The sequence below is a fragment of the Streptomyces orinoci genome, from assembly GCF_003121295.1.
In the GTDB taxonomy this organism is placed as follows: Bacteria; Actinomycetota; Actinomycetes; order Streptomycetales; family Streptomycetaceae; genus Streptomyces; species Streptomyces orinoci.
Genome location: NZ_PHNC01000029.1, coordinates 233,395 through 256,729 on the forward strand (window position 1 = coordinate 233,395; position 23,335 = coordinate 256,729).

The 23,335-nt window shown below is 72.1% G+C and carries 24 protein-coding genes and 1 pseudogene; 11 read left to right on the forward strand and 14 right to left on the reverse strand.

Annotated features, from left to right (window positions below; translation table 11 throughout):
- Window positions 1-87 precede the first annotated feature (87 nt).
- Together CV755_RS15715 and CV755_RS15720 are read left to right on the forward strand one after the other, a co-directional pair.
- Window positions 88-1,095, forward strand: a complete 1,008-nt coding sequence (locus CV755_RS15715; RefSeq protein WP_109280869.1) for an ATP-binding cassette domain-containing protein — start codon at window positions 88-90, stop codon at window positions 1,093-1,095.
- Window positions 1,092-1,901: an ABC transporter permease gene (locus CV755_RS15720; RefSeq protein WP_109280870.1), complete on the forward strand. Its 810-nt coding sequence runs from the start codon at window positions 1,092-1,094 to the stop codon at window positions 1,899-1,901. Before CV755_RS15715 ends, CV755_RS15720 begins: the two co-directional genes overlap by 4 nt.
- A gap of 20 nt (window positions 1,902-1,921) precedes the next feature.
- Here the strand turns inward: CV755_RS15720 and CV755_RS15725 are convergent, their stop codons facing one another.
- Window positions 1,922-5,326 carry an AfsR/SARP family transcriptional regulator gene (locus CV755_RS15725; RefSeq protein WP_193553410.1) on the reverse strand — a complete coding sequence of 1,135 codons (3,405 nt, stop codon included), beginning with the start codon at window positions 5,324-5,326 and terminating at the stop codon, window positions 1,922-1,924.
- Window positions 5,327-5,414: 88 nt separating this feature from the next.
- On the opposite strand from CV755_RS15725, the gene CV755_RS15730 reads away from it, so the two are divergent.
- Complete coding sequence (locus CV755_RS15730) at window positions 5,415-6,227, forward strand: site-2 protease family protein (protein WP_109280872.1); 813 nt, start codon at window positions 5,415-5,417, stop codon at window positions 6,225-6,227.
- Here the strand turns inward: CV755_RS15730 and CV755_RS15735 are convergent.
- Both CV755_RS15735 and npdG read right to left on the reverse strand, forming a co-directional pair.
- Window positions 6,217-6,399, reverse strand: coding sequence for a hypothetical protein (locus tag CV755_RS15735; RefSeq protein WP_109280873.1), 183 nt, complete (start codon window positions 6,397-6,399; stop codon window positions 6,217-6,219). The genes CV755_RS15730 and CV755_RS15735 overlap by 11 nt on opposite strands.
- Before the next feature lie 160 nt (window positions 6,400-6,559).
- Window positions 6,560-7,288, reverse strand: coding sequence for an NADPH-dependent F420 reductase (gene npdG / locus CV755_RS15740; RefSeq protein WP_109280874.1), 729 nt, complete (start codon window positions 7,286-7,288; stop codon window positions 6,560-6,562).
- Window positions 7,289-7,406: 118 nt separating this feature from the next.
- On the opposite strand from npdG, the gene CV755_RS15745 reads away from it, so the two are divergent.
- Together CV755_RS15745 and CV755_RS15750 are read left to right on the forward strand one after the other, a co-directional pair.
- On the forward strand, window positions 7,407-8,033 hold the full coding sequence (locus CV755_RS15745; protein WP_109280875.1) for a hypothetical protein: 627 nt from the start codon (window positions 7,407-7,409) through the stop codon (window positions 8,031-8,033).
- A 56-nt stretch (window positions 8,034-8,089) separates the two neighbouring features.
- A pseudogene (locus tag CV755_RS15750) lies at window positions 8,090-8,638 on the forward strand (MFS transporter); the annotation flags it as partial.
- A 115-nt stretch (window positions 8,639-8,753) separates the two neighbouring features.
- Here the strand turns inward: CV755_RS15750 and CV755_RS36170 are convergent.
- Window positions 8,754-8,960: a hypothetical protein gene (locus CV755_RS36170; RefSeq protein WP_109280876.1), complete on the reverse strand. Its 207-nt coding sequence runs from the start codon at window positions 8,958-8,960 to the stop codon at window positions 8,754-8,756.
- 58 nt (window positions 8,961-9,018) lie between these two features.
- Here CV755_RS36170 and map point away from each other — a divergent pair, with 58 nt between their 5' ends.
- Both map and CV755_RS15765 read left to right on the forward strand, forming a co-directional pair.
- Complete coding sequence (gene map, locus CV755_RS15760) at window positions 9,019-9,876, forward strand: type I methionyl aminopeptidase (protein WP_109280877.1); 858 nt, start codon at window positions 9,019-9,021, stop codon at window positions 9,874-9,876.
- Between the two features lie 64 nt (window positions 9,877-9,940).
- Window positions 9,941-10,603: a biliverdin-producing heme oxygenase gene (locus tag CV755_RS15765; protein ID WP_109280878.1), complete on the forward strand. Its 663-nt coding sequence runs from the start codon at window positions 9,941-9,943 to the stop codon at window positions 10,601-10,603.
- A 62-nt stretch (window positions 10,604-10,665) separates the two neighbouring features.
- On the opposite strand, the gene CV755_RS15770 is transcribed toward CV755_RS15765, so the two are convergent.
- Window positions 10,666-11,319 (reverse strand): PhzF family phenazine biosynthesis protein, encoded by a 654-nt coding sequence (locus CV755_RS15770; RefSeq protein ID WP_109280879.1) that lies wholly within the window; start codon window positions 11,317-11,319, stop codon window positions 10,666-10,668.
- Window positions 11,320-11,460: 141 nt separating this feature from the next.
- Window positions 11,461-11,871 (reverse strand): hypothetical protein, encoded by a 411-nt coding sequence (locus tag CV755_RS15775; protein ID WP_109280880.1) that lies wholly within the window; start codon window positions 11,869-11,871, stop codon window positions 11,461-11,463.
- A 391-nt stretch (window positions 11,872-12,262) separates the two neighbouring features.
- On the opposite strand from CV755_RS15775, the gene CV755_RS15780 reads away from it, so the two are divergent.
- A complete protein-coding gene (locus CV755_RS15780; protein WP_109280881.1) occupies window positions 12,263-12,532 on the forward strand; it encodes a hypothetical protein in 270 nt (89 codons plus the stop codon).
- Between the two features lie 6 nt (window positions 12,533-12,538).
- Here the strand turns inward: CV755_RS15780 and CV755_RS15785 are convergent, their stop codons facing one another.
- Both CV755_RS15785 and CV755_RS15790 read right to left on the reverse strand, forming a co-directional pair.
- Window positions 12,539-13,093, reverse strand: coding sequence for a hypothetical protein (locus tag CV755_RS15785; protein ID WP_109280882.1), 555 nt, complete (start codon window positions 13,091-13,093; stop codon window positions 12,539-12,541).
- A gap of 38 nt (window positions 13,094-13,131) precedes the next feature.
- Entirely contained in the window at window positions 13,132-13,572 is a 441-nt protein-coding gene (locus CV755_RS15790) for a hypothetical protein (protein WP_109280883.1), read from the reverse strand.
- Between the two features lie 236 nt (window positions 13,573-13,808).
- Between CV755_RS15790 and CV755_RS15795 the strand changes: the two genes are divergently transcribed.
- Window positions 13,809-14,798 carry an SCO2278 family lipoprotein gene (locus tag CV755_RS15795; RefSeq protein WP_109280884.1) on the forward strand — a complete coding sequence of 330 codons (990 nt, stop codon included), beginning with the start codon at window positions 13,809-13,811 and terminating at the stop codon, window positions 14,796-14,798.
- 29 nt (window positions 14,799-14,827) lie between these two features.
- Here CV755_RS15795 and CV755_RS15800 read toward each other — a convergent pair whose 3' ends face one another.
- The 3 genes from CV755_RS15800 to CV755_RS15810 all read right to left on the reverse strand — a co-directional run bounded on the left by CV755_RS15800 (window position 14,828) and on the right by CV755_RS15810 (window position 18,801).
- Complete coding sequence (locus CV755_RS15800) at window positions 14,828-17,212, reverse strand: ArnT family glycosyltransferase (RefSeq protein WP_109280885.1); 2,385 nt, start codon at window positions 17,210-17,212, stop codon at window positions 14,828-14,830.
- 128 nt (window positions 17,213-17,340) lie between these two features.
- Window positions 17,341-18,069: a bifunctional DNA primase/polymerase gene (locus CV755_RS15805; RefSeq protein WP_109280886.1), complete on the reverse strand. Its 729-nt coding sequence runs from the start codon at window positions 18,067-18,069 to the stop codon at window positions 17,341-17,343.
- 123 nt (window positions 18,070-18,192) lie between these two features.
- A complete protein-coding gene (locus tag CV755_RS15810) occupies window positions 18,193-18,801 on the reverse strand; it encodes a TetR/AcrR family transcriptional regulator (RefSeq protein ID WP_109280887.1) in 609 nt (202 codons plus the stop codon).
- A 186-nt stretch (window positions 18,802-18,987) separates the two neighbouring features.
- Between CV755_RS15810 and ddaH the strand changes: the two genes are divergently transcribed.
- Window positions 18,988-19,791: a dimethylargininase gene (gene ddaH / locus CV755_RS15815; protein ID WP_338323664.1), complete on the forward strand. Its 804-nt coding sequence runs from the start codon at window positions 18,988-18,990 to the stop codon at window positions 19,789-19,791.
- Between the two features lie 64 nt (window positions 19,792-19,855).
- Here ddaH and CV755_RS15820 read toward each other — a convergent pair whose 3' ends face one another.
- The 3 genes from CV755_RS15820 to CV755_RS15830 are packed head-to-tail and all read right to left on the reverse strand — an operon-like array spanning window position 19,856 to window position 22,615.
- Window positions 19,856-20,320: a hypothetical protein gene (locus CV755_RS15820; protein WP_109280888.1), complete on the reverse strand. Its 465-nt coding sequence runs from the start codon at window positions 20,318-20,320 to the stop codon at window positions 19,856-19,858.
- The gene (locus tag CV755_RS15825) at window positions 20,311-21,297 is read right to left on the reverse strand and encodes a small ribosomal subunit Rsm22 family protein (RefSeq protein WP_109280889.1); all 987 of its coding nucleotides are present in this window, start codon (window positions 21,295-21,297) and stop codon (window positions 20,311-20,313) included. Before CV755_RS15825 ends, CV755_RS15820 begins: the two co-directional genes overlap by 10 nt.
- A 10-nt stretch (window positions 21,298-21,307) precedes the next feature.
- Window positions 21,308-22,615: a multidrug effflux MFS transporter gene (locus CV755_RS15830; RefSeq protein WP_109280890.1), complete on the reverse strand. Its 1,308-nt coding sequence runs from the start codon at window positions 22,613-22,615 to the stop codon at window positions 21,308-21,310.
- A 242-nt stretch (window positions 22,616-22,857) separates the two neighbouring features.
- Here CV755_RS15830 and CV755_RS15835 point away from each other — a divergent pair, with 242 nt between their 5' ends.
- A complete protein-coding gene (locus CV755_RS15835; protein ID WP_109280891.1) occupies window positions 22,858-23,271 on the forward strand; it encodes a hypothetical protein in 414 nt (137 codons plus the stop codon).
- The last annotated feature ends 64 nt before the right edge of the window (window positions 23,272-23,335 follow it).

A 23,335-nucleotide genomic window follows, 5' to 3' on the forward strand; every position in this document is an offset into this window, starting at 1 on the left:
CCGCGCCCCTGAGGGGGCGCGGGGGATGTCGGTGGGATGTCGGTGGGTGTCGGTCGCTTGTCGGTGGGCGCTGACACTCTCGCTCGTATGCAACGCCAACAGACACCGCACGCCGCCGTCCAGGTCCGCGGCCTGGTCAAGCACTACGGCTCGACCAAGGCGCTGGACGGCATAGACCTGGACGTCCCCGAAGGCACCGTCCTCGGCGTCCTCGGACCCAATGGAGCCGGCAAGACCACGCTGGTCAGAGTGCTCTCCACGCTGATCAAGCCGGACGCCGGAACCGCCCGCGTCGGCGGCTACGACGTGCTGACCCAGCCCCGGCAGCTGCGCCGGGTGATCGGTCTGACCGGCCAGTACGCCTCGGTGGACGAGAAGCTCTCCGGCACCGAGAACCTCTACCTCATCGGCCGGCTGCTGGACCTCCCCCGCAAGGAGGCCCGGCGGCGGGCCGCCGAGCTGCTGGAGCGTTTCTCTCTCACCGAGGCCGCCAAACGCCCGGCGATGACCTACTCCGGCGGAATGCGGCGCCGGCTGGATCTGGCCGCCTCCATGATCGGCCGCCCGGCGGTGCTCTATCTCGACGAGCCCACCACCGGTCTGGACCCGCGCACCCGCAACGAGGTGTGGGCCGAGGTGCACAACCTGGTCCGGGAGGGCGCCACCGTGCTGCTCACCACCCAGTACATGGAGGAGGCCGAGCAGCTGGCCGACGAGCTGACCGTGATCGACCGCGGGCGGGTGATAGCCGGCGGCCGGATCGAGGAGCTCAAGACCAAGGTCGGCGGCCGCACCCTGCAGATCCGTCCGGCGGACCCGGCCGAACTGCCGCGGCTGGCCGGGGCGGTGGCCCAGGCCGGTCTGGACGGCGTCTCCGGGGCGACCGTGGACCAGGACGGGGGTCTGGTCAACGTTCCCATCGTCACCGATCAGCAACTGACGGCAGTGGTGGGCCTGTTGGCCGAGCGCGGCTTTGTACTGGCCTCCGTCAGCACCCATCTGCCCAGCCTGGACGAGGTGTTCCTGGCCATCACCGGCCAGAAGACCTCCTCCGGGGACAGCCACGCCGAAGAACTCCAGGAGGTGGCGGCATGAGCGCCGCGATCATCACCGCTCCCGCCGCCGACGGCCGCCTCGGTCTCCGCGACCATCTGCGGCACATCAGTGCGCTGGCCCGCCGCAATGCGCTGCAGATCAAGCAGAATCCGGAGGCGATGTTCGACGTCGTCCTGATGCCGGTGATCTTCACCCTGATGTTTGTCTATGTCTTCGGCGGCGCCATGTTCCCCGGCCACCGCGATGACTATGTCAACTATCTGGTGCCCGGCCTGATGGCAATGACCGGGCTGAACATCGCCATGGCGGTGGGCAGCGGCGTCAACGAGGACTTCAGCAAGGGGGTGATGGACCGGTTCCGCACCCTGCCGATAGCCCGCTCCTCCGTGCTGATCGCCAAGATCGTGGTGGAGGTCGGCCGGATGCTGGTGGCGGTGGCCATCCAGATCGGCATGGGTCTGGCGCTGGGCCTGGACATCAAGACCTCGGTGGTGGAACTGCTGGCCGCCGTGGGCCTGAGCGTGCTCTTCGGCGCCTCCCTGATGTGGATCTTTGTGCTGCTGGGCCTGACCGCCAAGTCGGCACAGGCCGTCCAGGGAATGGGGATGCTGATCATGATTCCGCTGCAGTTCGCCAGCTCCATCTTCGCCCCCACCAAGTCCATGCCCGGCTGGCTGCGGGCCTTCACCGACTACAACCCGCTGGCCAATCTGGCCGATGCGGCCCGTGGCCTGATCAACGGCGGCGCGGTGGCGCACTCGGTGTGGATGACCCTGGCCTGGTCGGTGGGGCTGACCGTGGTGGTGGCGCCGCTGGCGGTGGCCAAGTTCCGTCAGCGTGCCTGAGCTTGGGACGGGGGTGTGTCTCAGATGAGGGCGGTGGCCTCCGCCAAGGTGAGCCGGCCGCCCTCGGCATACGCCCGCCGGTAGGCCTCCTCGCCCAGCGCCGCGCGTGCCCCGGCCTCCGTCCGCTGCCGGACCTCCCGTTCCAGCGACTGCTCCTCGGGACCGCCGACCCGCAGCACGGCGGACGCGCCCAGCAGCCGGGCCGCCGCCAACGCGTGTTCCTCGCCGTCCAGATGGGCGTGGGCGTAGGCGGCGTGCATCAGCTGCATCACCGGCAGCTTGACCGCCACAAAGGCGGACATCGGATCGTCCAGCATCTCCAGGGCCTGGCGAACCCTGGGCAGCGCCTCCTCGGGCCGTCCCCCCAGTACATCCAGCCAGGACAGCAGCCCCAGCATCATGCCCTGGAACAGCCGGATGGACCGGTGCTTGAACTCCGCCAGCAGCTCCAGCAGGAGCTCCCGGCCCTCCGCCAGCCGCCCGGCGCGGGCGACCCTGATGGCGAGGGTGAGCCGGATGAGGAAGTCCACATCCGGAACGCCGCCCTCTGCCTCATCCTTCGCCTGCCGCAGCATCCGCTCGTTCTCGGCGGCGTCGATGATCCCGGCTTCCATCAGCATCTCCGCCAGCCGGGAGCGCATCAGCGCCACCTGGGTGATGGCCCCCACCGCGCGGGCGCTGTCCATGGCCTCCCGGTAGTCCTCGGCGGCGGCCTCGAACTCCCCCAGGCGCTCCCGGCTTTCACCGCGCCCGGCCAGCGCCTCGGCCACTCCCCAGGCGTCCCCGGTGCGCCGGAAGATCTCCAGGCTCTCGTCCGCGTCCCGCCGCGCCTGCTCGGCCCGGCCGGGCCACTCATTGCCCACCTTGGCGCGCTGCTGGAGGTGATAGGCCAGCTCCCACTCATAGCCCAGCTCCCGGCTCAGTGCCACGGCCCGGTCGAGGTCATCGAAGAGCAGGGCGAAGTCGCTGGTGAGCAGCCGGGCGTAGATCCACAGCATGCCGGGGGTACGCAGGGTCTGCGGCGGCCGGTGCCGGTAGACCGACAGCACGGCCCGCAACCGGGCCTGCATCTCGGGTGAGTTGAACACCCGCATATCGGACTCCGCGGTGGAGATGACGATCAGCCGCACCTGCCGCCGGGCCTCCTGGAACAGTTCCGGGCGCATCGGCGGCGGGGCGTCGATGCACCGCTCGGTGAGCGGCGGGGCGATCTCCACCGGCTCCTGGAAGGGGTCGGGCCCCATCTGGGCCACCGCCTCCGACCAGATACGGTTGTCGGCCAGCCGGGCGCGCAGGGTCCAGAACCAGTTGAGCGAGAGCACCAGGCACAGGGCCTCGTGTTCATCGCCCGCCGCCACGGCGTGCCGCAGCGCGGCCCGCATATTGTCCTGTTCCCGCTCCAGCCGGTCCACCCAGTGCCGCTGCTGCGGCCCGCGCAGCAAGGGGTCGGCGGTACGGGCCAGTTCGCGGTAGTGCACCAGATGCCGGCGCTCCACCTCGGGGCGCTCACCGGCCTCGTCCAGCCGCTCCCCCGCGTACTCGCCGACCGTCTCCAGCAGCCGGTAGCGCATCTCACCCCGGTCGTCGGGGGCCGCCACCATCAGGGACTTGTCCACCAACGAACCGACCACTACCGCCACTTCCGGGGCGGGCACCGACTCCGGATCCGCGCACACCGCCTCGGCGGCAGGCAGGTCGCAGCCGCCGGAGAACACCGAGAGCCTGCGCAGTACGGCGCGTTCGGGCTCGTCCAGCAGGTCCCAGGACCAGTCCACCACCGCGCGCAGCGTCTGCTGGCGGGGCAGCACGGTGCGGCTGCCCGAGGTCAGCAGCCGGAAGCGGTCGTCCAGGCGGTCGGCCAGGCCGCGCGGGGTGAGCATCCGCAGCCGGGCGGCGGCCAGTTCAATGGCCAGCGGCAGTCCGTCCAGCCGGCGGCAGATCTCGGCGCAGGCGGCGGGGTCGTCCTCGATACGGAAGCCGGGGCGGGCGGTGGCCCCCCGGTCGGCGAGCAGCCGCAGCGCGACCGGGTCCGGCAGCGGCTCCACCGGACGCACCAACTCCCCCGGCAGGGCGAGGGGTTCGCGGCTGGTGGCCAGTACGGTGACGCCGGGGCAGTGCGCCAGCAGCGTCTCCGCCAGCCGGGCAGCCGCGGTCACCAGATGCTCGCAGTTGTCCAGCACCAGCAGCATCCGGCGCTGGGCGCAGTGTTCGGCGAGCCGGGCCAGCGGGTCATGGGCGGTGGTGTCGGCCGCCACCCGCAGGCCCTCGGCGGTGCCGCGCACCACGGTCTCGCGGGCACCCAGGGCGGTGATCACCGCCTCGGGCACGGAGTCCTCATCCTCCAGCGGCGCCAGTTCGGCGAACCAGACGCCATCCGGCCAGGCGTCGGCCGCCGCCTCGGCGGCCTCCTGGGACAGCCGGGTCTTCCCCGCCCCGCCCGGCCCCAGCAGGGTGACCAGCCGATGCGTGGCCAAATCGGCCCGGATGCTGGCCACGTCCTGCTCGCGCCCGACGAAGGAGGTCAGCCGGGCGCGCAGATTCCCCCGCCGGGGCCGGGTCGTCGCGGCCCCGCCAGGACTGCGGGTCCCACCAGGCCCGCCGGGCCCGCCGGGTCCGCCGCGCCCGGTAGGCCTGGGCATGTCCGGCCCCCCGGCGATGCCCGGACGCGGCGCATGGGGCGACGGTGCCGGGGTGAGCAACTCCGCGTGCACGGAACGCAATTCGGGGCCCGGGTCGGCGCCGAGGCGGTCGGCGAGCATGGTGCGCAGTTGCTCATAGGCGGCCAGGGCCTCCGCCGGGCGGCCGGAGGCGCGCAGGGCTCGCAGGCGCAGCGCCTGGAGGGGCTCGTCCAGGGGGTGGCCGGTGCACAGCTCGGCCAGCTCCGGCAGGGCCTGTTCGGCCTGGCCCAGGGCGACGGCGGCGGCCAGCCGGTCGCGGCGGGCGTCCAGGCGGCGGGCCGCCAGCCGGGCGGCCTCGGCCTGGTGGCCGGGCAGGTCGGCCAGGGCGGGGCCGCGCCACAGGGCGAGCGCGTCCTCCAGCAGCACCGCCGCCTTGCCGGGGTCGCCGTCGGCCAGCGCCCTGGCCCCCTCCTCCGCCAGCCGCTGGAAGCGGTGCAGATCGACCTGGTCGGGTTCGGCGCACAGCCGGTAGCCGCCGGCCACCGACTCCACGGCGTCCCGGCCGATGGCCCGGCGCAGCCGCCCGACCAGCGCCTGGAGCGCCCCGGTCGCGTCCGCCGGGGGCTCGGCGCCCCAGACGGCGTCGGTCAGCGCTCCGGTGGTGCGGGTGCGGCCCGGGTGCAGGGCCAGGGCGCCCAGCAGGGCGCGCAGCCGGGCGCCGCCGAGGGCCACCGGCTGACCGTCGGGCGCATGGACCTGGGTGGTGCCGAGGATGCCGTAACGCACCGGCCCATTCTCCCCCGCCATTACGACATTCGGACCGCGACCAAGTACCGTCGCCCGGAACCCGTCCGTACGCCCGGTATCTCCCGGCACCCACCCCAGGAGCACTCAGATGGCATTCGACGCGACCCGCGGCGCGCGGCGCGTGAGCCCCGTCTTCCTCGCCCTTGTCGCCATCATGGCGGTCTCCCTGTGGGCGATCTGGACGGATTTCTCGGCCAGCCCCGGTTTCGCCGTCTTCCTCTTCGTGGTCTCGGCCTGGGTGGTGTCGCTCTGTCTGCATGAGTACGCGCACGCCCGTACCGCGCTGCACAGCGGGGACATCTCCATCGGGGCCAAGGGCTATCTGACCCTCAACCCGCTCGCCTACACCCACGCCCTGCTGAGCGTGGTGCTGCCGGTGGTCTTTGTGATCATGGGCGGGATCGGTCTGCCGGGCGGTGCGGTGTTCATCGAACGGCACCGCATCCAGGGCCGCTGGCGGCACAGTGCGATCTCGGCGGCCGGCCCGCTGACCAATGTGCTGTTCGCGGCGGTGTGCACCGCGCCGTTCTGGCTGCACGCCCTGGACGGGGTGCCGGAGCATGTCCGCTATGCCCTGGCCTTCCTGGCGCTGCTCCAGGTCTCGGCGGCCATCCTCAATCTGCTGCCGGTGCCGGGCCTGGACGGCTACGGGATCATCGAGCCCTGGCTGTCATACGGGGTACGGCGGCAGATCGAGCCCTTCGCGCCCTTCGGCCTGCTGGCGGTGTTCGGCTTCCTGTGGATCCCCTCGGTGAACGACGCCTTCTTCCATGTCATCGACTCGGTGCTGCGGGTGCTGGGGGTCAGTGACTGGGACACCTACTGGGGCCAGCGGCTGTTCCGCTTCTGGCAGGGGAACCCGGAGATCCCGGACCTCGGCGGCTACCTGATCACTCGCTGACGGCCGCGCGCTCCGCCCGCGCCCGGCGCACGTAGTACCAGGCCATATTGGAGGAGACGCCCAGCAGCAGCACCCAGATCACACCCAGCCAGCTGCCGCGTGCGAAGGAGACGACGGCGGCCACGGTCGCGAGGACGCAGACGGCGAGGGCGTAGAGGGCGAGGCGGGGCATGGGGGGCGGCTCCTGTCGGCAACGCGGTCGCGTACTGGACCCGCCCATTGTCCCCCATGCCCCGTTTGCGGCCGCGGGGTGTACCGGGCCCCGGTGCGGGATGCCGGGGCAATACGTCGCGTCACGCACCGGCGTCAGACGTCGGCTTCAAACGTCGGCGTCAGACGTCGGTGATCCGCAGGCCCGCGTGCGCCTTGTACCGCCGGTTCACCGAGATCAGATTGGCGACCAGCGACTCCACCTGGTGGGCGTTGCGCAGCCGCCCGGCGAACACCCCGCGCATCCCGGGGATACGGGCGGCCAGCGCCTGCACCAGGTCGGTGTCGGCCCGCTTGTCGCCCAGCACCATCACATCGGTGTCGATCTCGGCGATCTCCGGGTCGGAGAGCAGCACCGCGGAGAGGTGGTGGAAGGCGGCGGTCACCCGGGACTCCGGCAGCAGCGCCGCGGCCTGCTCGGCCGCACTGCCCTCCGCCGGCTTCAGGGCGTAGGCGCCCTGCTTGTCGAAGCCCAGCGGGTTGACGCAGTCGATCACCAGCTTTCCGGCCAGCTCCTCGCGCAGCGCCTCCAGGGTCTTGGCGTGTCCCTCCCAGGGCACCGCGACGATCACCACATCGCTGCGCCGGGAACATTCGGCGTTGTCCGCGCCCTCGATGCCCAGGCCCAGCTCGGCGGCGGCGGCCTCGGCCCGCTCGGCCGCCCGGGAGCCGATGATCACCCGCTGGCCCGCCTTGGCCAGCCGGTAGGCCAGGCCGCGTCCCTGGTCACCGGTGCCGCCCAGAACGCCGACCACCAGGCCGGAAACATCGGGGAGGGCCCAGGGGTCCTTGGCAGCGGGCTTGGTGGTCGCGGGGGAAGTCCCGGCAGAAGCGTCAGCAGAAGCAGTCATGACAGGGATACTGTCACGCCCGCTCAGAGCCCGGTCCGGTCCCCGGGGTCCGTTCCCTAACGGGTGAGGCAGGCCGCTTTCCCGTTCCCCGCCGCGCCGCGGTCGGCAGGATGGGGCCGTGGACGCGGTACGGGTCGCGCTGCTGCGCGAAGTGCTCGCCGGGGCCGAGTGGTTGCAGGCCACCCGCCGGTTCGCCGGCGCCCTGCGCAGGTCCGCCGGAGGCCGGGGCGGGGAGCTGCTGCTGCTGGGCAGTGCGGCGTACGAGCCCTGGCACCTGGCCGCGCATCTGGACGAGGAGGCGGCCCGGTCCGGGCTGCCGGAGCTGTCCCCCACCCTGGTGCGCCACCGGGTGCCGCCCGCTGCCCCGGCCCATCTGTCGGTCGGCCTGGACCGGCTGCGGGAGGCGGGGCGCGGCGAGACCCTGCTGGTGGTGCTCGGCCGGACCGGCCCGGACCCGGGCGCCGAGTTGCTGGAGCGGGTGCACCAGGTGCGGCGCGGCGGCGCCACCGTCCTCACCCTGGACGGCGCACCGGAGGGCGCGCACCGCGAGATGCGCGCCCTGGCCCATGAGGCGCTGTCCGTGCCCCCGGACCTGGAGCCGGACTTCGATCTGGTGCAGCACCTGCTCAGCGCGGCGGCGGGCGAACCGGTGCCGCCCGCCGCGCCGGGCCGCGGCCGCCGCTTCCGCGACCAACTCTCCCGGCTGGCCGAGCAGTTGACCGCTCCGCCGCCGGACCGCTGGTAGCGGACGGACGGAAATCCGGTTGCCCGTCCCCCGGGCCGGACCTGAGATGGCCACCCGTGACCGAGCACCATCCCCCTTCCCGCTCCTCCCGGCTGCGCGCCCTGCTGCCCGACCTCACCCCCTGGCACTCCTCCGCCGACTTCCGGCGGTTGTGGCCGGCCGGACCGGTGACGTCGTTCGGCAGCTTCCTGACCTTCGTCGCGCTGCCGGTGCAGCTGATGGAACTGACCGGTTCCACACTGGCGGTGGGCGCCATCGGGGCGGTGGAGCTGGTGCCGCTGATGGTCTTCGGGCTCTACGGCGGGGCGCCGGCGGACGCGCTGGACCGCCGCAAGCTGGTGCTGTGGACCGAGGCGGGGCTGGGTGCGCTCAGTGCGCTGCTGCTGGCCAACGCGATGCTGCCACACCCCATGGTCTGGCCGCTGTATCTGGTGGCCGCCCTGGTCAGCGCGCTGTCCGGGCGGCAGCGGCCGGCCCTGCAGGCGCTGCTGCCCCAAGTGGTGGCCCATGAGCAGCTGCCCGCCGGCATCGCACTGAACACCGTCCGCTGGCAGGCGGGTGCCATCGCCGGGCCCTCGCCGGCCGGAGTGATCATGGCCTATAGCCGCCCCGCACGGCGGTCGGGTCCCCGGCGCCCGGCACAGCGGGGCCACTGCCCATGCGCGGCGGAACGCGACGGGGTGGTGCCCCTGCGCCAGGGGCCGGCGTGCCCCCCGCCGGTCAGTCGTCCTTCCAGCGCGGGTCCTCGCGCCACTGCTCATTGCGCTCGCGCGCCGTTTCCATGGCGTGCCCGGCCTCCTCGCGGGTGCCATACGGGCCCATCCGGTCCGCCGCCCGGCACTCCGGCCCCTCCTCGACCACTTGATGCTTCAGGCAGTAGTACCACTCACCCGGCTTACCGGCCGGAGTCCGCTTGAACAGGGCCATCGTGCCCTCCTCTCCTCACCCACATGCTCCCCGAGAGCCGCTGACTACACTCGCTGACATGTCTGGCCAGTCACTTCTCGTCCCCGGGAGACTCTCTCCCACCCGCCCCGTCCCGCCCTCCATCCCCCGGCCCGAGTACGTCGGCAAGCCGGCCCCGACGCCGTACTCCGGCCCGGAGGTCCAGGACGCCGAAACCATCGAGCGCATGCGGATCGCGGGCCGTATCGCCGCCCAGGCGATGGCGGAGGCGGCCAAGCACATCGCCCCCGGTGTGACCACCGATGAACTCGACCGGGTGGCCCATGAGTTCATGTGCGACCACGGCGCCTACCCCTCCACCCTCGGCTACCGCGGCTTCCCCAAGTCGCTGTGTTCCTCGGTCAACGAGGTGATCTGCCACGGCATTCCGGACTCGACGGTGCTGCGCGACGGCGACATCGTCAACCTCGATGTGACGGCCTACATCGGCGGCGTGCATGGCGACAACAACGCCACCTACCTCTGCGGCGAGGTGGACGAGGAGTCGCGGCTGCTGGTGGAACGTACCCAGGAGGCGCTCAACCGGGCCATCAAGGCGGTCAAGCCGGGCCGCCGGATCAACATCATCGGCCGGGTCATCGAGTCCTACGCCAAGCGCTTCGGCTATGGCGTGGTACGGGACTTCACCGGCCACGGCATCAACTCCTCCTTCCACTCCGGCCTGATCGTCCCGCACTACGACAGCCCGCACCACGACACCCTGATCCAGCCCGGGATGACCTTCACCATCGAGCCGATGCTGACGCTGGGCACCCATGAGTACGACATGTGGGAGGACGGCTGGACCGTGGTCACCAAGGACCGCAAGCGGACGGCGCAGTTCGAGCACACCCTGGTGGTCACCGAGACGGGAGCGGAAATCCTGACCCTGCCGTGATCGGGTGCCCGGCGGTAAGGTCTTCCCGACAGCATGTCGGGAAGCCCGTCACCGGAGGTCCGCCTTGGACTCGCCCGCCGCGACACCCTTCTCCACGCTCATCCGCACCGCCTCGCACCAGCAGCATCTGGAGGCCGAGAACTCGTCGTTCATGAGCAACCTGCTCGGCGGGCGGCTCGGGGTGGCCGCCTACCGCGCCTATACGGAGCAACTCTGGTTTGTCTACCGGGCCTTGGAGTCCTGCTCGGCCGAGCTGGCCGGTGATCCGGTGGCGGGCCCGTTCCTCCGCCCCGAGCTGGCCCGCACCGCCCAGCTGGAGCGCGATCTGACGCACCTGGGCGGTCCGGGGTGGCGTACGGGCCTGGTTCCACTGCCCGCCACCGCGGCCTACGCGGCCCGTATCGAGGACTGCGCCCGCACCTGGCCGGCCGGTTATGTCGCCCACCACTACACGCGCTATCTGGGCGACCTCTCCGGCGGCCAGGTCATCCGCGGCACCGCGGAGAAGACCTGGGGCTTCGCCCGGAAGGGCGATGGGGTGCGGTTCTATGTCTTCGAGGGGATCGCCAACCCTGCCGAGTTCAAGCGGGAGTACCGGGGGCTGCTGGATGCGGTGCCCTTGGACGACCTGGAGAAGCGGCAGGTCATCGACGAGTGCCGACGGGCTTTCGCGCTGAACACGGCGGTGTTCCGGGAGCTGGGCGAGGCATTCCCGCTCAGCGCTTAGGGGGTTTGGCGCGTTGTCGGGTGCGGGTTGCGTGTGGCTGCTCGCGCAGTTCCCCGCGCCCCTCAAGGGGCCCGGCGCACCCGGCCGCCGATCTCGATCGTGCCGTCCGGGCGGGGCCGGGTCAGCAGTTGGGAGCCGGTGCCCTGGCGGATGTCCAGGGCGCGGCCCAGTTCCCCGGTGAGCAGCAGGGCCGCCGCGCCCGTGGCCTCGTCCTCGGTGATTCCGTCGCCACGGCGCGGGAAACCCCGGGCCCGTACCCGTCCCGCCGCCTCGTCCTCCCAGGCCCAGGCGTAGAGCCAGCCCTCGCCCGGCGGGGGCGCGGGCAGCGCGTCCACCTCGGCCGGGGAGGCGTAGCGCTCGGTACGGCGGCCGGTCACCCACTCCGGACGGGCGGTGATCCACACCAGCTCGCCCGCTCTGCGTACCGGCACCCGGCCGGCCGGCGGGCGCAGCTCCTCCACATCGCCGCCCAGCAGCCAGGCGACGCCGATCAGCGGGTGCCCGGCGAAGGGCAGCCGGGTGCCGGGGGTGTAGATGTCCACCGTGCCGCGCTCGGCGTCGTCCACGAACACCGTTTCACTGAGGCCGAGTTCGGCGGCCAGGGCCTGCCGCCGCTCGGGCTCCGGCAGGGCGGCACCGTCGGCGACCACCCCCAGGGCATTGCCGCCCCGCCCCTCCGGCCCGCAGAAGACATGGACTATGCGTACATCGGTCATACGGAGATCCTCTCGTAGCGGGCGCCTGCCATGGCCAGCGCCATCACCACCCATCACGCCGGGCGCTCGGTCCGCGCATTATGGCTGGGCCCCGGTCCGCCGCAGTGGCGGACCGGGGCGCAAGGGCCGTAAAGCGCCGGGTCAGTTGACGGTGACCGTGGCGTTCCACTGCTGCATCAGGTGCGAGCAGAAGTGGCCGGGGTCCGGCACACAGCCCTTGGTGGATGTGATCACCGTGGTGCCGTTGGAGTTCGCCTGGAAGGTGGCCGTCACACTGCCGTCCGCCAGGGACGCCGAATCGGTCTGGGTGAGCACATCCGTGCTGCTCGCCGTGGGGGTGCTCCAGGTCCAGGTCAGACCGTTGCCCCGGCTGCCGGTCAGCTGGACCTTGATCACATCGCCGGTGTGCACGGATACGGCGGTGCCGTTGTCGGTCTCCGTCAGCGTGACCGTGGCGGCGGAGGTGTCCGCGAAGGACGCGGGGGCGGACAGGGCGACGCCGGTGAGCGCCATACCCAGGGCGAAGGGAACGGCCAGAGCCTTGACTCGCATCATCATCACCTCGGAAATCGAGCGAATGGAAACGGCAATCGTTTACACGTTCGATGTTGCGAGGGCATCCGGGCTGTCCGATAGTCGAACTCATTTCGCCAACTACCGGAGGTAGCCATGCAGTTGGGGCATTAGGGCGCGACCTGAGGTGAACCACTCGCTCCACTATCACGGTCGGCTTGACGCGGGGCGGCCGGAGCGGCCTTGATCGTCCGGGACGACCCGGCCCGACCGCCCGTAAATGGCCGAGAGCGATGCCTTACCACCCTTGGGGGCAAAGGGATCGAAGGATGCGACAGTCCCCCATATGGAGCAGCAGGCCGGGCGGCGGCGGATGTGGGCGGCAACACTGAGCAGGCCATGTGTTCGACCGAAGAGGGAGGGATTCCCCATGCGAATACGTCAGGTATCCCGTGTCCTCGGGCCGCTGGCCCTGCTGCTCGCCACCTCCGGCCTGGGGGCCGCGTCCGCCACGGCGGCCCCGCGCCCGGCGCCCCAGCCCGTCACCGATGTGCAGTGCATCGAAGGCGGCGGGCAGCCCAAGGGCGTCACCTTCAACTGGGGCGCCTACACCGTCTGTTCCGGCGGGGTCTATGACGGCAAGGTCATCGTCAACGGTGATGATGACGACGACTGGTGGTGGTGGTGGGACCTGCCCTGAGGGAGCTCAGGGCCCGCCCACCGTGTAGCGGTCGAAGGCCTCGTAGAGGTCCTGGTCCTCGGGCAGCGAACCGTCGGTCGAGGGCCCGGCGGCGGTGCCCAGCAGGGCGGCCAGGCGGGCCAGGGCGGGATAGCGGTTCTCGGCGCCCCGGTGGACCGCGCTCGCACCGGCCAGGAAGGGAGCACCCGCCGCATCGCCCAGCGGACGGTCACCGGTGAAGTAGACGGTGCGCCGCTGACCGGCGAGTTCCTTGAGTGAGCTATTGGCGGCGAGGCCCGCCAGGCAGTCGGCCAGCGCCGAACTCCCAGGAGCCGCCGGGTCGTTGTGCTCGATATGGTCCGCCGCGTGGTGCGGCACGGTACGTACCCGGGCCACCAACTCCCGGCGCCGGTCCGGCTCCAGGTCCGCCCACCCGGCGCCCTCCGGCAGTCCGGCGAGGGCGGCCGAGGCACGTGCCTCGGCCTCCGCCAGGCGGTGGGCGGGCACGGTGAGTGCGGTGAGGCCGGACACCGGGCCGGTGGGCAGGCCGGTGACCGCCAGGAAGACGGCATAGTGGGTCATCGCTTCCGCCCGGTGTCCGAAGAGGAGCCGCTCAAGGGCTACTTGTGGATGCAGATCTCGCCCTGGCTGTGATTGGTCAGGGTGGTGGTGTGCGCATGGCCGTCCGCCGTGATGGTGTAGGTGGCGGTCGCCGAGTACTTGTGGCACTGCCCCTTGGGCGGCGGCCAGTTGGCGACCACACGCGCCTTGAACTTGTTCGCCCCGGAGCCGCTGTTGTGCGCGACCTGCTGGTTCTCCTTATAGAGAGTGACCGATATCGAGTAGTGGGGCATCTTCTTCTTACAGCCCTTGAGGTCCGCGTGGACGTTGATGACATCCGGGTTGGTGTGCGACTCATGGGGCGAGTCCAGCGCGGCCTGGCAGGTGTCCCACAGCGCCTGGGCGTTGGCGGGGGTGTGCGGCTGGGCCACGGCCGCCGCCTGGAAGGGGGCGCTCAGGCCGAGGGCGAGGATCGCGGCACCGAACATTCGCTTGCGCATGAAGTGCTCTCCTGTGCTGGGAAACAACATCAGCGGCGCCCACGCTATGCGCCGGGCCCCACGCCCCGACATGGACTATTCGGCCAGTTGCCACCAAGAGCCGCGACCGCGTACGCCCGGGGTGAAATCCGCACGATTGAGAGCCGGATCACACCTGCCCGGCCCCGCTCCGGTGGTGTTCTCCGCCCCGGGTAGGGTTGCCCGGAATTCAGCGGCACCCAAGGAGGCCACCCCCGATGCGACGTCGGCCGCGTCCCAGACTGTTCCCGTGGCTGGCGGTGCTGACCGTACCGCCGCTGCTGGTGGCGACCGGCTGTGTGACGGTGCACGGGGAGCGGGCGATCGTCCCCTCGCTGACCAGGGCCGAAGCCCCCAAGGTGCTACGGGAGTTCACCGCGGGCTACACCAGGGCGTACCGCACCCTGGACCCGGCCGAGGTGGACCGGGTGGAGACCGGGGCGCTGGCCGAGATAGGCAAGGCCGACCTGACGGCCCAGCGCGCGCTGACCCCCAAGGGCAACCCCGGCTACCCGGCACTGGTGCTGGACGACGCCCGGTTCACCGTGCCGCAGATGGCCGGGTGGCCCAAGTTCTTCCTGGCCGACACCCGCAGCAACCGGGACGGCAACCGCTGGCTGGTGGTCTTCGCCCGCAGCGGCCCCAAGGAGCCCTGGAAGGCGGCCTATCTGTCGCTGATGCCCAGGGAGCGGGTGCCCTCCTTCACCCTGGACAAGGACGGCTACGCGCTGCCGGTACCGGAGAAACCGGGCGCCGGCAGCGGGCTGGCGCTGGACCCCTCGGCGGTCAGCGGCGCGTACACCGCATACCTGGGCAGCGGTACGGGGGAGGTGTTCGCACCCAGCGGGGCCACCACCCAACTGCGTGCGGACCGGGCCAAGTTCGCCCGTACCCCCAGCTTCTGGACCGAGTACCTGGACACCCCGGACGGGGCCCCCGGCTTCCCGCCCTTCGCCCTGCGCACCAAGGACGGCGGGGCGCTGGTGTTCTTCACCGCGCACCACCGCGAGAAGCGCACCATGGCCAAGGGGCTGCGCCCGGCCGTCACCGACCAGCGCACCAAGGCGCTGCTCGGCGGGGACCTGCGTACCGCGGTGACCTACACCCGGGTCTCCGAGTCGGCGGTGACGGTGCCCGCCAAGCGGGCGGGCGGGCGCGTCACCTTCCTCAACCGCATCGAGCTGCTGATCGCCGCCAGGGGCGACTGACCCCGCTCGGCACCGGTATCAGCACCGGTTCACCGGCACCGGTAGAGCGTTTCGGCCGAGTGCGCGTCACCGCCGAAGGCCGCGGCCGGGACCTTGGCGCAGGAGGAACGGACCCAGTCGGTGATGCGGGTGACGGGCGTGGCGCCGCCGCCTCCCCCTCCGAACATGGCGGCCATGGCACCGAAGCCGTCGCGCTCGCCGCCGGTCAGGACATAGGTCAGCTTGCCGGTGCGCACCAGCTTCCGGAAGGCGGCCTCGGTGGGGAACGGCGCCCGGCCGCTGAACCCGCCCAGCGGCAGCACATCCGCCCCGGTGGCCAGGATGTAGGGCGATGCCTGGCTCCAGCCGGTGGTGGCGAAGAGGTACTCGGCGGAGCCGCGGTGGGCGGTGGTGTAGTCCAGCAGCTTGCGCTGTTCCGCGGTGAGCCGGCCGTCGCCCCGGCCGAAGCCGCCGCCTCCCGGCTTGCCGGGCCGGCCGCCGCCCTGGCCGCCCCAGGGCATCATCCGGTTCTGCTTACCGCCGCCGCGGTGGCCGCCGGTGCCGGTCGGACCGACCGCGCCCATGCCGGAGCTGCCGTAGCGGGGGTTGAAGACCTGCACCGCCCAGGCGCTGGGCGCGATCAGCACCGCCGCCAGCGAGGCGGCCAGGCCGGTGAGAGCCAGCCGCCGCCCGCCGGTTCCGGTCCGGGCTATCACCAGGGACACGGCGGCCGCGGCACCCAGCAGCGCCACGGTGGGCGCCAGCCAGGGCAGAAAGCCGGGGAACCGGCCGGCCAGATACGCGCTCCAGGCCGCGGTGGCCGCCACCGCGCCGGGCAGCGCCCAGGACCGGCGGCCGCGGGCCCGGTAGGCCCGCCACATCAGGGTGAGGCCACCGCCCGAGAGCGCGGCCAGCGGTACCGCGATCACACCCATGTAGTAGGTGTGGCCGCCCACGCTGCCGGCGCTGAAGGCCAGGAAGTACATGGCCAGCCAGGTGCCCCAGAGAATGAACCCGGCGCGGGTCCGGTCGGTGCGCGGCCTGCCCCGGCGCCACAGCAGCCCGCAGATCAGGGCGATGGCGCCGAGCGGGTACAGCCACCCGGTCTGCGCGGCCAGCGCCGGACCGAACATCTTGCCCCAGCCATCCTGCCCCCAGCCGCCGGGCCCGCCGGGTCCCCGGCCGCCTTGCCCCTGCGCGCCCGCGGCATGCCCGCCTGCGGCGTGGCCGTCCTGGGCGTAACCGCCCTGGCCGCCCTGATCCCGGCCGCCCAGGCCGTGGCCGTCAGGCGCCTGCCCGGTCGAGCCGTGACCGGCCTGTCCCTGCCCGGCCTGCCCATGACCGGCCGGCTGCTGCCCGTACGACCCGGCGGCGGCCTGCCCACGACCGGCGGACCCCTGCCCGGCGGACCGCGCCCCGGACTGCCCGGCGGACCGCTGCCCGTACGCCCCGTACGCGTCACCCGGCGCCGAAGGGGCACCCTTCGGCGCACCCGCACCCGCACCCGCACCCGCACCCGGCGCATGGTGCGCGCCCCCGCCCTGCGTCGCGCTGACGCTGCCCGTGGAGGCCGCGCTGATGCCCAGCGAGGAGAAGCGGTTGAGGAAGTTGTAGCCCACCACCATGCTCAGTGCGGAGTTGTTGGTGGTGCCGTCCACATAGGGCCGGTCCTTGGCCGGGATGAGGGTGACGGCGACCGTCCAGGACGCGGAGACCACAAGCGTCACCGCCGCCGCACCCGCCAGGTGCGTCAGTCGGCGGCGCAGCGGCACCGGGGCCGAGACCAGGTAGACCAGGGCAAGGGCGGGCAGCACCGCCCATGCCTCCAGCATCTTGGCCTGGAAGCCCACCCCGACCCAGACCGCGGCCATCAGCAGCGGGCGCAGCCGCCCGCTCTCGGCCGCCCGCTGGGTGGCCTCCGCGGCCAGCAGCAGGCAGAGGGTGAACATCGGGTCCTCGACGGCCGTGCGAAACAGGCCCACCGCCACCGGGGTCAGCAGGAACGCGGCGCAGGCGATCAGTGCCGCACCGGTTCCGGCCCAGCGGCGGACCACCCGGTGCAGCACCAGCAGGCTCAGCACTCCCTCGATCACCTGAGGGAGAGTCAGCGCCCAGGGGTGGAATCCGAAGATCCGGGCGGAAATCGCCTGGGGCCAGAGGAATCCCGGCAATTTGTCGAGGGTGATGGAATCGCGGGGGTCGAAGGAGCCGTAGAAAAAGGACTTCCAGCTCTGCGTCATGCTGCGGACGGCGTCCGCATAGAAGGCGTGGTACTGGCTGTGGTTGATCCCCCAGGCATAGAGCACGGCCGCCGCCGCGGTCATGGCCCAGAGCGCCGGTCGTGCGTATCCGGGCTGGTCCGCGGGTATTTTCCAGAGCACCCGGCGGGCAGTCACCCGCTCGGGGGCGGTGGGAGCGAGGGGAGTCGTAGCCATGCGCAGCAGTCTTGGCCACGGCCGGCGGAATCCCGTAGGGAATTCGGCCGCTTCAAGGAACTTCTCATGAGAAGCGGAGGAACCCTTTACGGTCCTGAGCTCCCCTTGGAATTACCCGGTGGAATTCATTACCGCCCGATCGGCCAGGCGGCGTGGTGCTCATGGTCGGGCCGCTCCCCCGCGTACTGGGCGCAGGCGTCGGTCAGCGCCTCCAGCAGGGTCAGCGGGTCGGGCAGCGGCCGCTCGGGGCCATGCAGCCAGGCGACCCGCTCGCCGTCACCCGGCAGCGTGGACGGGGGCAGCAGCACATAGCTGCCCCGGCAGTGCCAGCGCAGGCCCGGGTGCTCGTCCATGGTCTCTGGGTGGCAGTCCAGTTCGCAGGGCCACCACTCGTCCTCGTCGTCCGGGGTGCCGCGGGTGGCGGTGAAGAACAGCATCCGGTCCGGGGCGACCGTGGCCACCGGGCCGACCTCCACCCCGGCCGCGGCCAGCCGCTCCAGCGCCTGCCGGCCGGCCTCCGCCGGAACGTCCAGCACATCGTGGGCGATTCCGGTGGCGGTGATGAAGTTGGCCTCCGGCTGGCCGCGCAGCCATTTGGTGAGCTTCTCGGTGTCCGTGGTGGCCAGCGTCTGCCAGGCGAAGGAGACCGGGTGGCGGCCGGGGGTGGGACAGCCGATGCGCTCACAGGAACAGCCGTAGCCGGACGGGTGCGCGGCGGGCGCCAGCGGGAAGCCGGCGGCGGCCGCGGCCAGGAGCAGTTCCTCGCGGGCGGCCGCACTCGCCGCCCCCGTGCCCGAATCGCCCGACCCGTTTCTGGGGCGGCGCAACCACTGGGAGAACCTGCCCTTGCGTTCCATCTATCCCCTCACCGACCTCGACCGCGCTCTTCGCTCAATGCTGCCACCATCCGCGGGCCCGTGTGACCGCCGGGCGCACCCGGGGGTGTGACTCGGGCCGCTTCCACCGGGATTCGGGGCGGTTCAGCCGTGGGCGAGGCCGCGCAGGGTGAGTTCCACCACCGCGTCGGCGTACTCATGGGTCAGCGGGAGGGTGCGCAGCAGCCAGCGGTGGGTGAGCGGGCCGGTCAGCAGTTCCAGGGCGGTGCGCGGGTCGATGTCCGGGCGGATGTGCCCGGCTTGCTGGGCCCTGGCCAGCCGCTGGGCGTAGAGCCGCAGCTGGGGTTCGAGGATCCGCTCCACGAAGTGGGCGCAGACCTCCGGGTTGACGATGGACTCGGCGGCCAGTGCGCGGTACGCGGCGTCGAAGCGGGGGCTGTTGAGCTCGTCCACGGTCGTCCGGAGCACCAGCTTCAGATCGGCCTCCAGGTCGCCGGTGTCCGGGAGCTCGGTCTCCCCGGCGGCCGCCTCCTCGCCCAGCGCCGCGAAGGCGTCCAGCAGTACGGCCGCCTTGGAGGGCCACCAGCGGTAGATCGTCTGTTTGCCCACGCCCGCGCGGGCCGCGATGGCCTCGATGGTGAGCCGCTGGTAGCCGGTCTCGCCGACGAGTTCGAGGGCCGCATCGAGGATGGCGCGCCGGGAGCGCTCGCTGCGCCGGGAGGCGTCGGGGGCGGTCTTGGGGCTGGGGGTCATGCGGGACAGGGTAGCGGCGACTGAGCCGAGACGGTTCGTCTCGAACGCCACCGGCCGGAGCGATGCACGCGGCGAGCCGGGTGTAAACCACCCGTACGGTTCATGCGCACAGGTCGCCGACCGTGGACCATTTGGGCACGCACGAACCTCACATCCGTGCCCCAACGCCACTGGGAGGAGCGCTACTTGCGTACCGCAACCCCGCGCCGCTACCTGATGTGCCCGCCCACCCACTTCCGGGTCACCTACTCCATCAACCCCTGGATGGATCCGGCCAAGCCCGTCGATCTGCCGCTCGCCCTCACCCAGTGGGAAGAGCTGCGGGACCGCTACCGGGCGCTGGGCCACACCGTCGAGGAGCTCCGGCCGCGGCCGGACCTGCCCGACATGGTGTTCGCCGCCAATGGCGCCACCGTGGTGGACGGCCGGGTGCTGGGCGCCCGCTTCGCCCACCCCGAGCGGGTTCCCGAGGCCGCCGTGCACCTGGAGTGGTTCCGCGCCCATGGCTACCGCGAGGTGCGCGAGCCGGAACACATCAACGAGGGCGAGGGCGACTTCGCCGTCACCGCCTCCTATCTGCTGGCCGGCCGCGGCTTCCGCAGCAGCCCGCTCTCCCACCCCGAGGCCCAGGAGTTCTTCGGCCGCCCGGTGATCGGCCTGGACCTGATCGACCCCCGCTACTACCACCTGGACACCGCGCTGTGCGTGCTGGACGGCGACGAGGTGATGTACTACCCCGGCGCCTTCTCCCCCGGCAGCCGCGCCGTCCTGGCCCGGCTCTTCCCCGACGCCCTGATCGCCACCGAGGCGGATGCGGCGGCCCTGGGACTCAACGCGGTCAGCGACGGCCGCCATGTCCTGCTCCCCCAGGCCGCGGTGGGCCTGTTCGCCCCACTGCGCCAACGGGGCTTCGAGCCCATCGGAATGGACCTCGGCGAACTGCTGAAGGGCGGCGGCAGCGTCAAGTGCTGTACGCAGGAGCTGCGTTGAGAAAGCGGTGTTGAGCACGCTCGGGCGCCGCCGTGACGCCGCGGACGTCTGCGGGGGCGCGCCATCAGGGGCGCGGGGCGGCTGCACCATGCGGCTCCGCCGCGTGAGCGCGACCACATACGGACGGCCCGCGCCCGACAACGCACCACATGCGCCCGCACCCGCACGGCTGGGGACGGGGCCCGCGGGCCCCCTTCCGCCCGCACCGGCCCAGTGCGACGGCCGACAGCCCCAGCGCGAAGACACCACCGACAATCCCGGTGAAGTCCCAGCCGACGACCGGCTTGCCGTATATCAGGGCCACCAAGAGCACGGGCGAGCTGGGCAGCCACAGGGACACGGCCGTCAGCCATCCCGCCCGCCCGGGCCGGCTCCACCCCCAGTACAGGGCGAGAGCGCACATCAGCAGCCCGGGGAAGAAGAAGACCAGCGCCATCCCCGTGAAGCCCATGGCCAGGAGCACATACCCGCAGACCGGCAACCAGCACCCGGAAAGGATCAGCAGCCCCACCCGTGCCGCTATGCCCACGCATCCCCCCAGTCCGCATCCCGCGCCGCGCGGTAGCGCTCACCGTGCCGCTTGGTCACCGTCTCACGGACCAGGCCGTCCTCGGCGGTGCACAGCTCCAGCAGCACCTGCCCCTTGCGGATCTGCGGGCGGCGGACGATACGGGAAGCCGCTTCCGGCAGCGGCTCCTCCCGGATGGCCGCCACATAGGAGAACTTCTCGTCCTCATAGGCCAGCGAACCGCCCTTGACCTGCCGGTGCAGCGAGGACCTGCTGACCCGGGCGGAGAAATGGCACCAGTCGGTGCCCTCCGCTATCGGGCAGCCGGCGCTGTGCGGGCACGGGGCCACCACCCGGAACCCGGCCGCGATCAGCTGCTCGCGGGCCTGGATGATCCGGGCGTACCCATCCGGCGTGCCGGGCTCGACGATCAGCACCGCGCGGGCCCGGGCAGCCTGGGCGGTGAGCGCCCGGCGGCCGTCCTCGGTGAGCTCGTTGAGGACATAGGAGACGGTCACCAGGCCGGTGTCGTCCGGGATGCGCAGCTCATCGCCGATGGTCTGGCGCCGCCACTGGACCCCGGCCAACTCCGGGACATCCCGGGCCAGTTCGGCGCCCAGTTCCAGCGCGGGCGCGGCCCAGTCCACCACGGTGGTCTGCGGCCCGCCGGGCCAGGCGGCGGCGACCGCCCAGGTGGCGGCGCCGGTGCCGCCGCCGAGATCGACATGGGTGGCGGGCGCCCACTCCGGCAGCCGGGAGCGGAAGGCCGCCAGCGCGGACCGTACCGCTTCGAAGGTGGCCGGCATCCGGTACGCGGCGTACGCGGCCACATCGGAGCGGTCGCGCAGCACGGGCGTATGGGTGGGAACGCGCCCCCGGTAGTTGGCGATCAGCCGGTCAACGGCCTGGGCCGCCTGGGTGGGCGGCAGTCCGTCGAGCAGTCCGGCGAGCGCGGCGCGCAGCTTCTCACCGGTCGGAGCGGTGTGGGGGGCGTGCATTGGGCGAATTTTACGGGTTCGCCGACTCGGCCGGCTCCGCCCCGGCGCCGTCCGTACCCTCCCCGCGTCCCCAGGGCCGGCACAGCGCGCCGAAGCAGAGTACGGCCGCCAGCGCACAGCCCAGCTGGACGGCGGCCATCGGCACCGCCGTGCCCTCACCGGCGATCCCCACCAGCGGTGAGGCGACGGCGCCCAGCAGGAAGGTGGAGGTGCCCAGCAGCGCGGAGGCGGAACCGGCCGCGTCCTTGGCCCGCATCAGCGCCTGGGCGTTGGTGTTGGGCATGGCCAGGCCCATGGCGGACATCAGCACAAACAGGCCGGCGGCGATGGCGGCCAGCGGGGCCCGGCCGAGGATCCCGGAAGCCATCAGCAGCAGGGCGGCGGCGGCCAGGGTGATCACCGCCAGGCCGAAGCCCAGCGCCTTGTCCAGGCTGACCCGGCCGACCAGCAGCTTGCCATTGATCTGGCCGACCGCCACCAGGCCCACCGAGTTGAGTCCGAAGAGCAGGCTGAAGGTCTGCGGGGAGGCGCCGTAGATGTCCTGCACCACAAAGGGCGAGGCGGATATGTAGGAGAAAAGGGCGGCGAAGGCGAAGCCGCCGGAGAGCAGATAGCCCAGGAAGATCCGGTCGGCCAGCAGGCCGCCCATGGTGCGCAGCGCCTGCCCCACCCCGCCCGGCCGGCGCCGCTCGGGCGGCAGGGTCTCCGGCAGCCGGGCCCAGACCAGCAGGACCAGGGCGGCGCCCACGGCGGTGAGGACCACGAACACCCCACGCCAGTCGGTGAGTTTGAGGATCTGCCCGCCGATCAGCGGGGCAATCACCGGCGCCACGCCGGAGATCAGCATCAGGGTGGAGAAGAACCGCGCCATGGCCACCCCGTCATAGAGGTCGCGGACCATGGCCCGGGCGATCACGATGGCGGCGGCCCCGGCCAGCCCCTGGACCAGCCGGAAGGCGACCAGCGCTGCGGTGGTGGGCGCGAAGGCACAGGCGGCGGTGGCCAGGACATAGATCACCAGACCGGTCAGCAGCGGACGGCGACGGCCCCATTTGTCGCTCATCGGCCCCACCACCAGCTGGCCCAGCGCCATGCCCAGCAGACAGGCGGTCAGGGTGAGTTGGACGGTGGCGGCCGGGCTGCCCATGGAGTCGGTGACCTCGGGCAGCGCCGGCAGATACATATCCATCGACAGCGGTGGCAGCGCGGTCAGCGAGCCCAGTGCGAGGGTGACCAGCAGGCCGGTGCGCCGGGTCCGGTCGGGGACGTCCGGCGCCACCTCCCGGGGCCCGGCCTGAGTGCGGCCTATGTCCGTCATGTATTGCTCCTGGGTTGCGAGACCCTCATGCTGTCATGGGCACCGCCGAGAGACGGCTGTTACCCGGGCAATAGATCACCTCGGCCGGGCCCATTGCCGCTCCCGCCCGGACAAGGCCGCATCAACTTCCCATACGCATCAAAGAAATTCGTTCGAGAAACCTGCAACCAGAAGCCCACGTTGCTCGTGTTCCTCAACGAAGGCCCAAGAACGGGCCAGTCGGGCTTATAGGGAGGAATGCCATGAACCGTGCACACCGCCTCGCCATATCCGGTGCTCTCGCCGCCGCCCTGATCGGTGGCACGACCGCGGCCGCCGTCGCCGCTCCGGCCCCCGCCGCTGCGGCCGCCCACACCGCTCCGGCCGCCGCGAAGCCCGCCACCAAGCCCGCCCTCACCGCCCAGGCGAGCATGGGCACGGTCAAGGCCTGGCAGGAGTTCCGGGTCACCGGCAAGGCGTCCGGCATCAAGGCCGGCACCACGGTCACCCTGCAGCAGAAGCAGGGCACCAAGTGGGTCTCGCTGCCCGCAAAGGTCGCGGTCAACAAGAATCTGAGCTACTCGATGCGCGTCAAGCTGGGCATCAAGGGCAAGAACGCGCTGCGGGTGACCGGCGGGGGCGCGGTCTCCCCGGAGTTCACCGTCACCGTCCGCTGACCGGACGGCACGCCACCCGCCCAACCACCCGGCGCCGTACGCCGGTTGGCCCGTCCACGGCCGC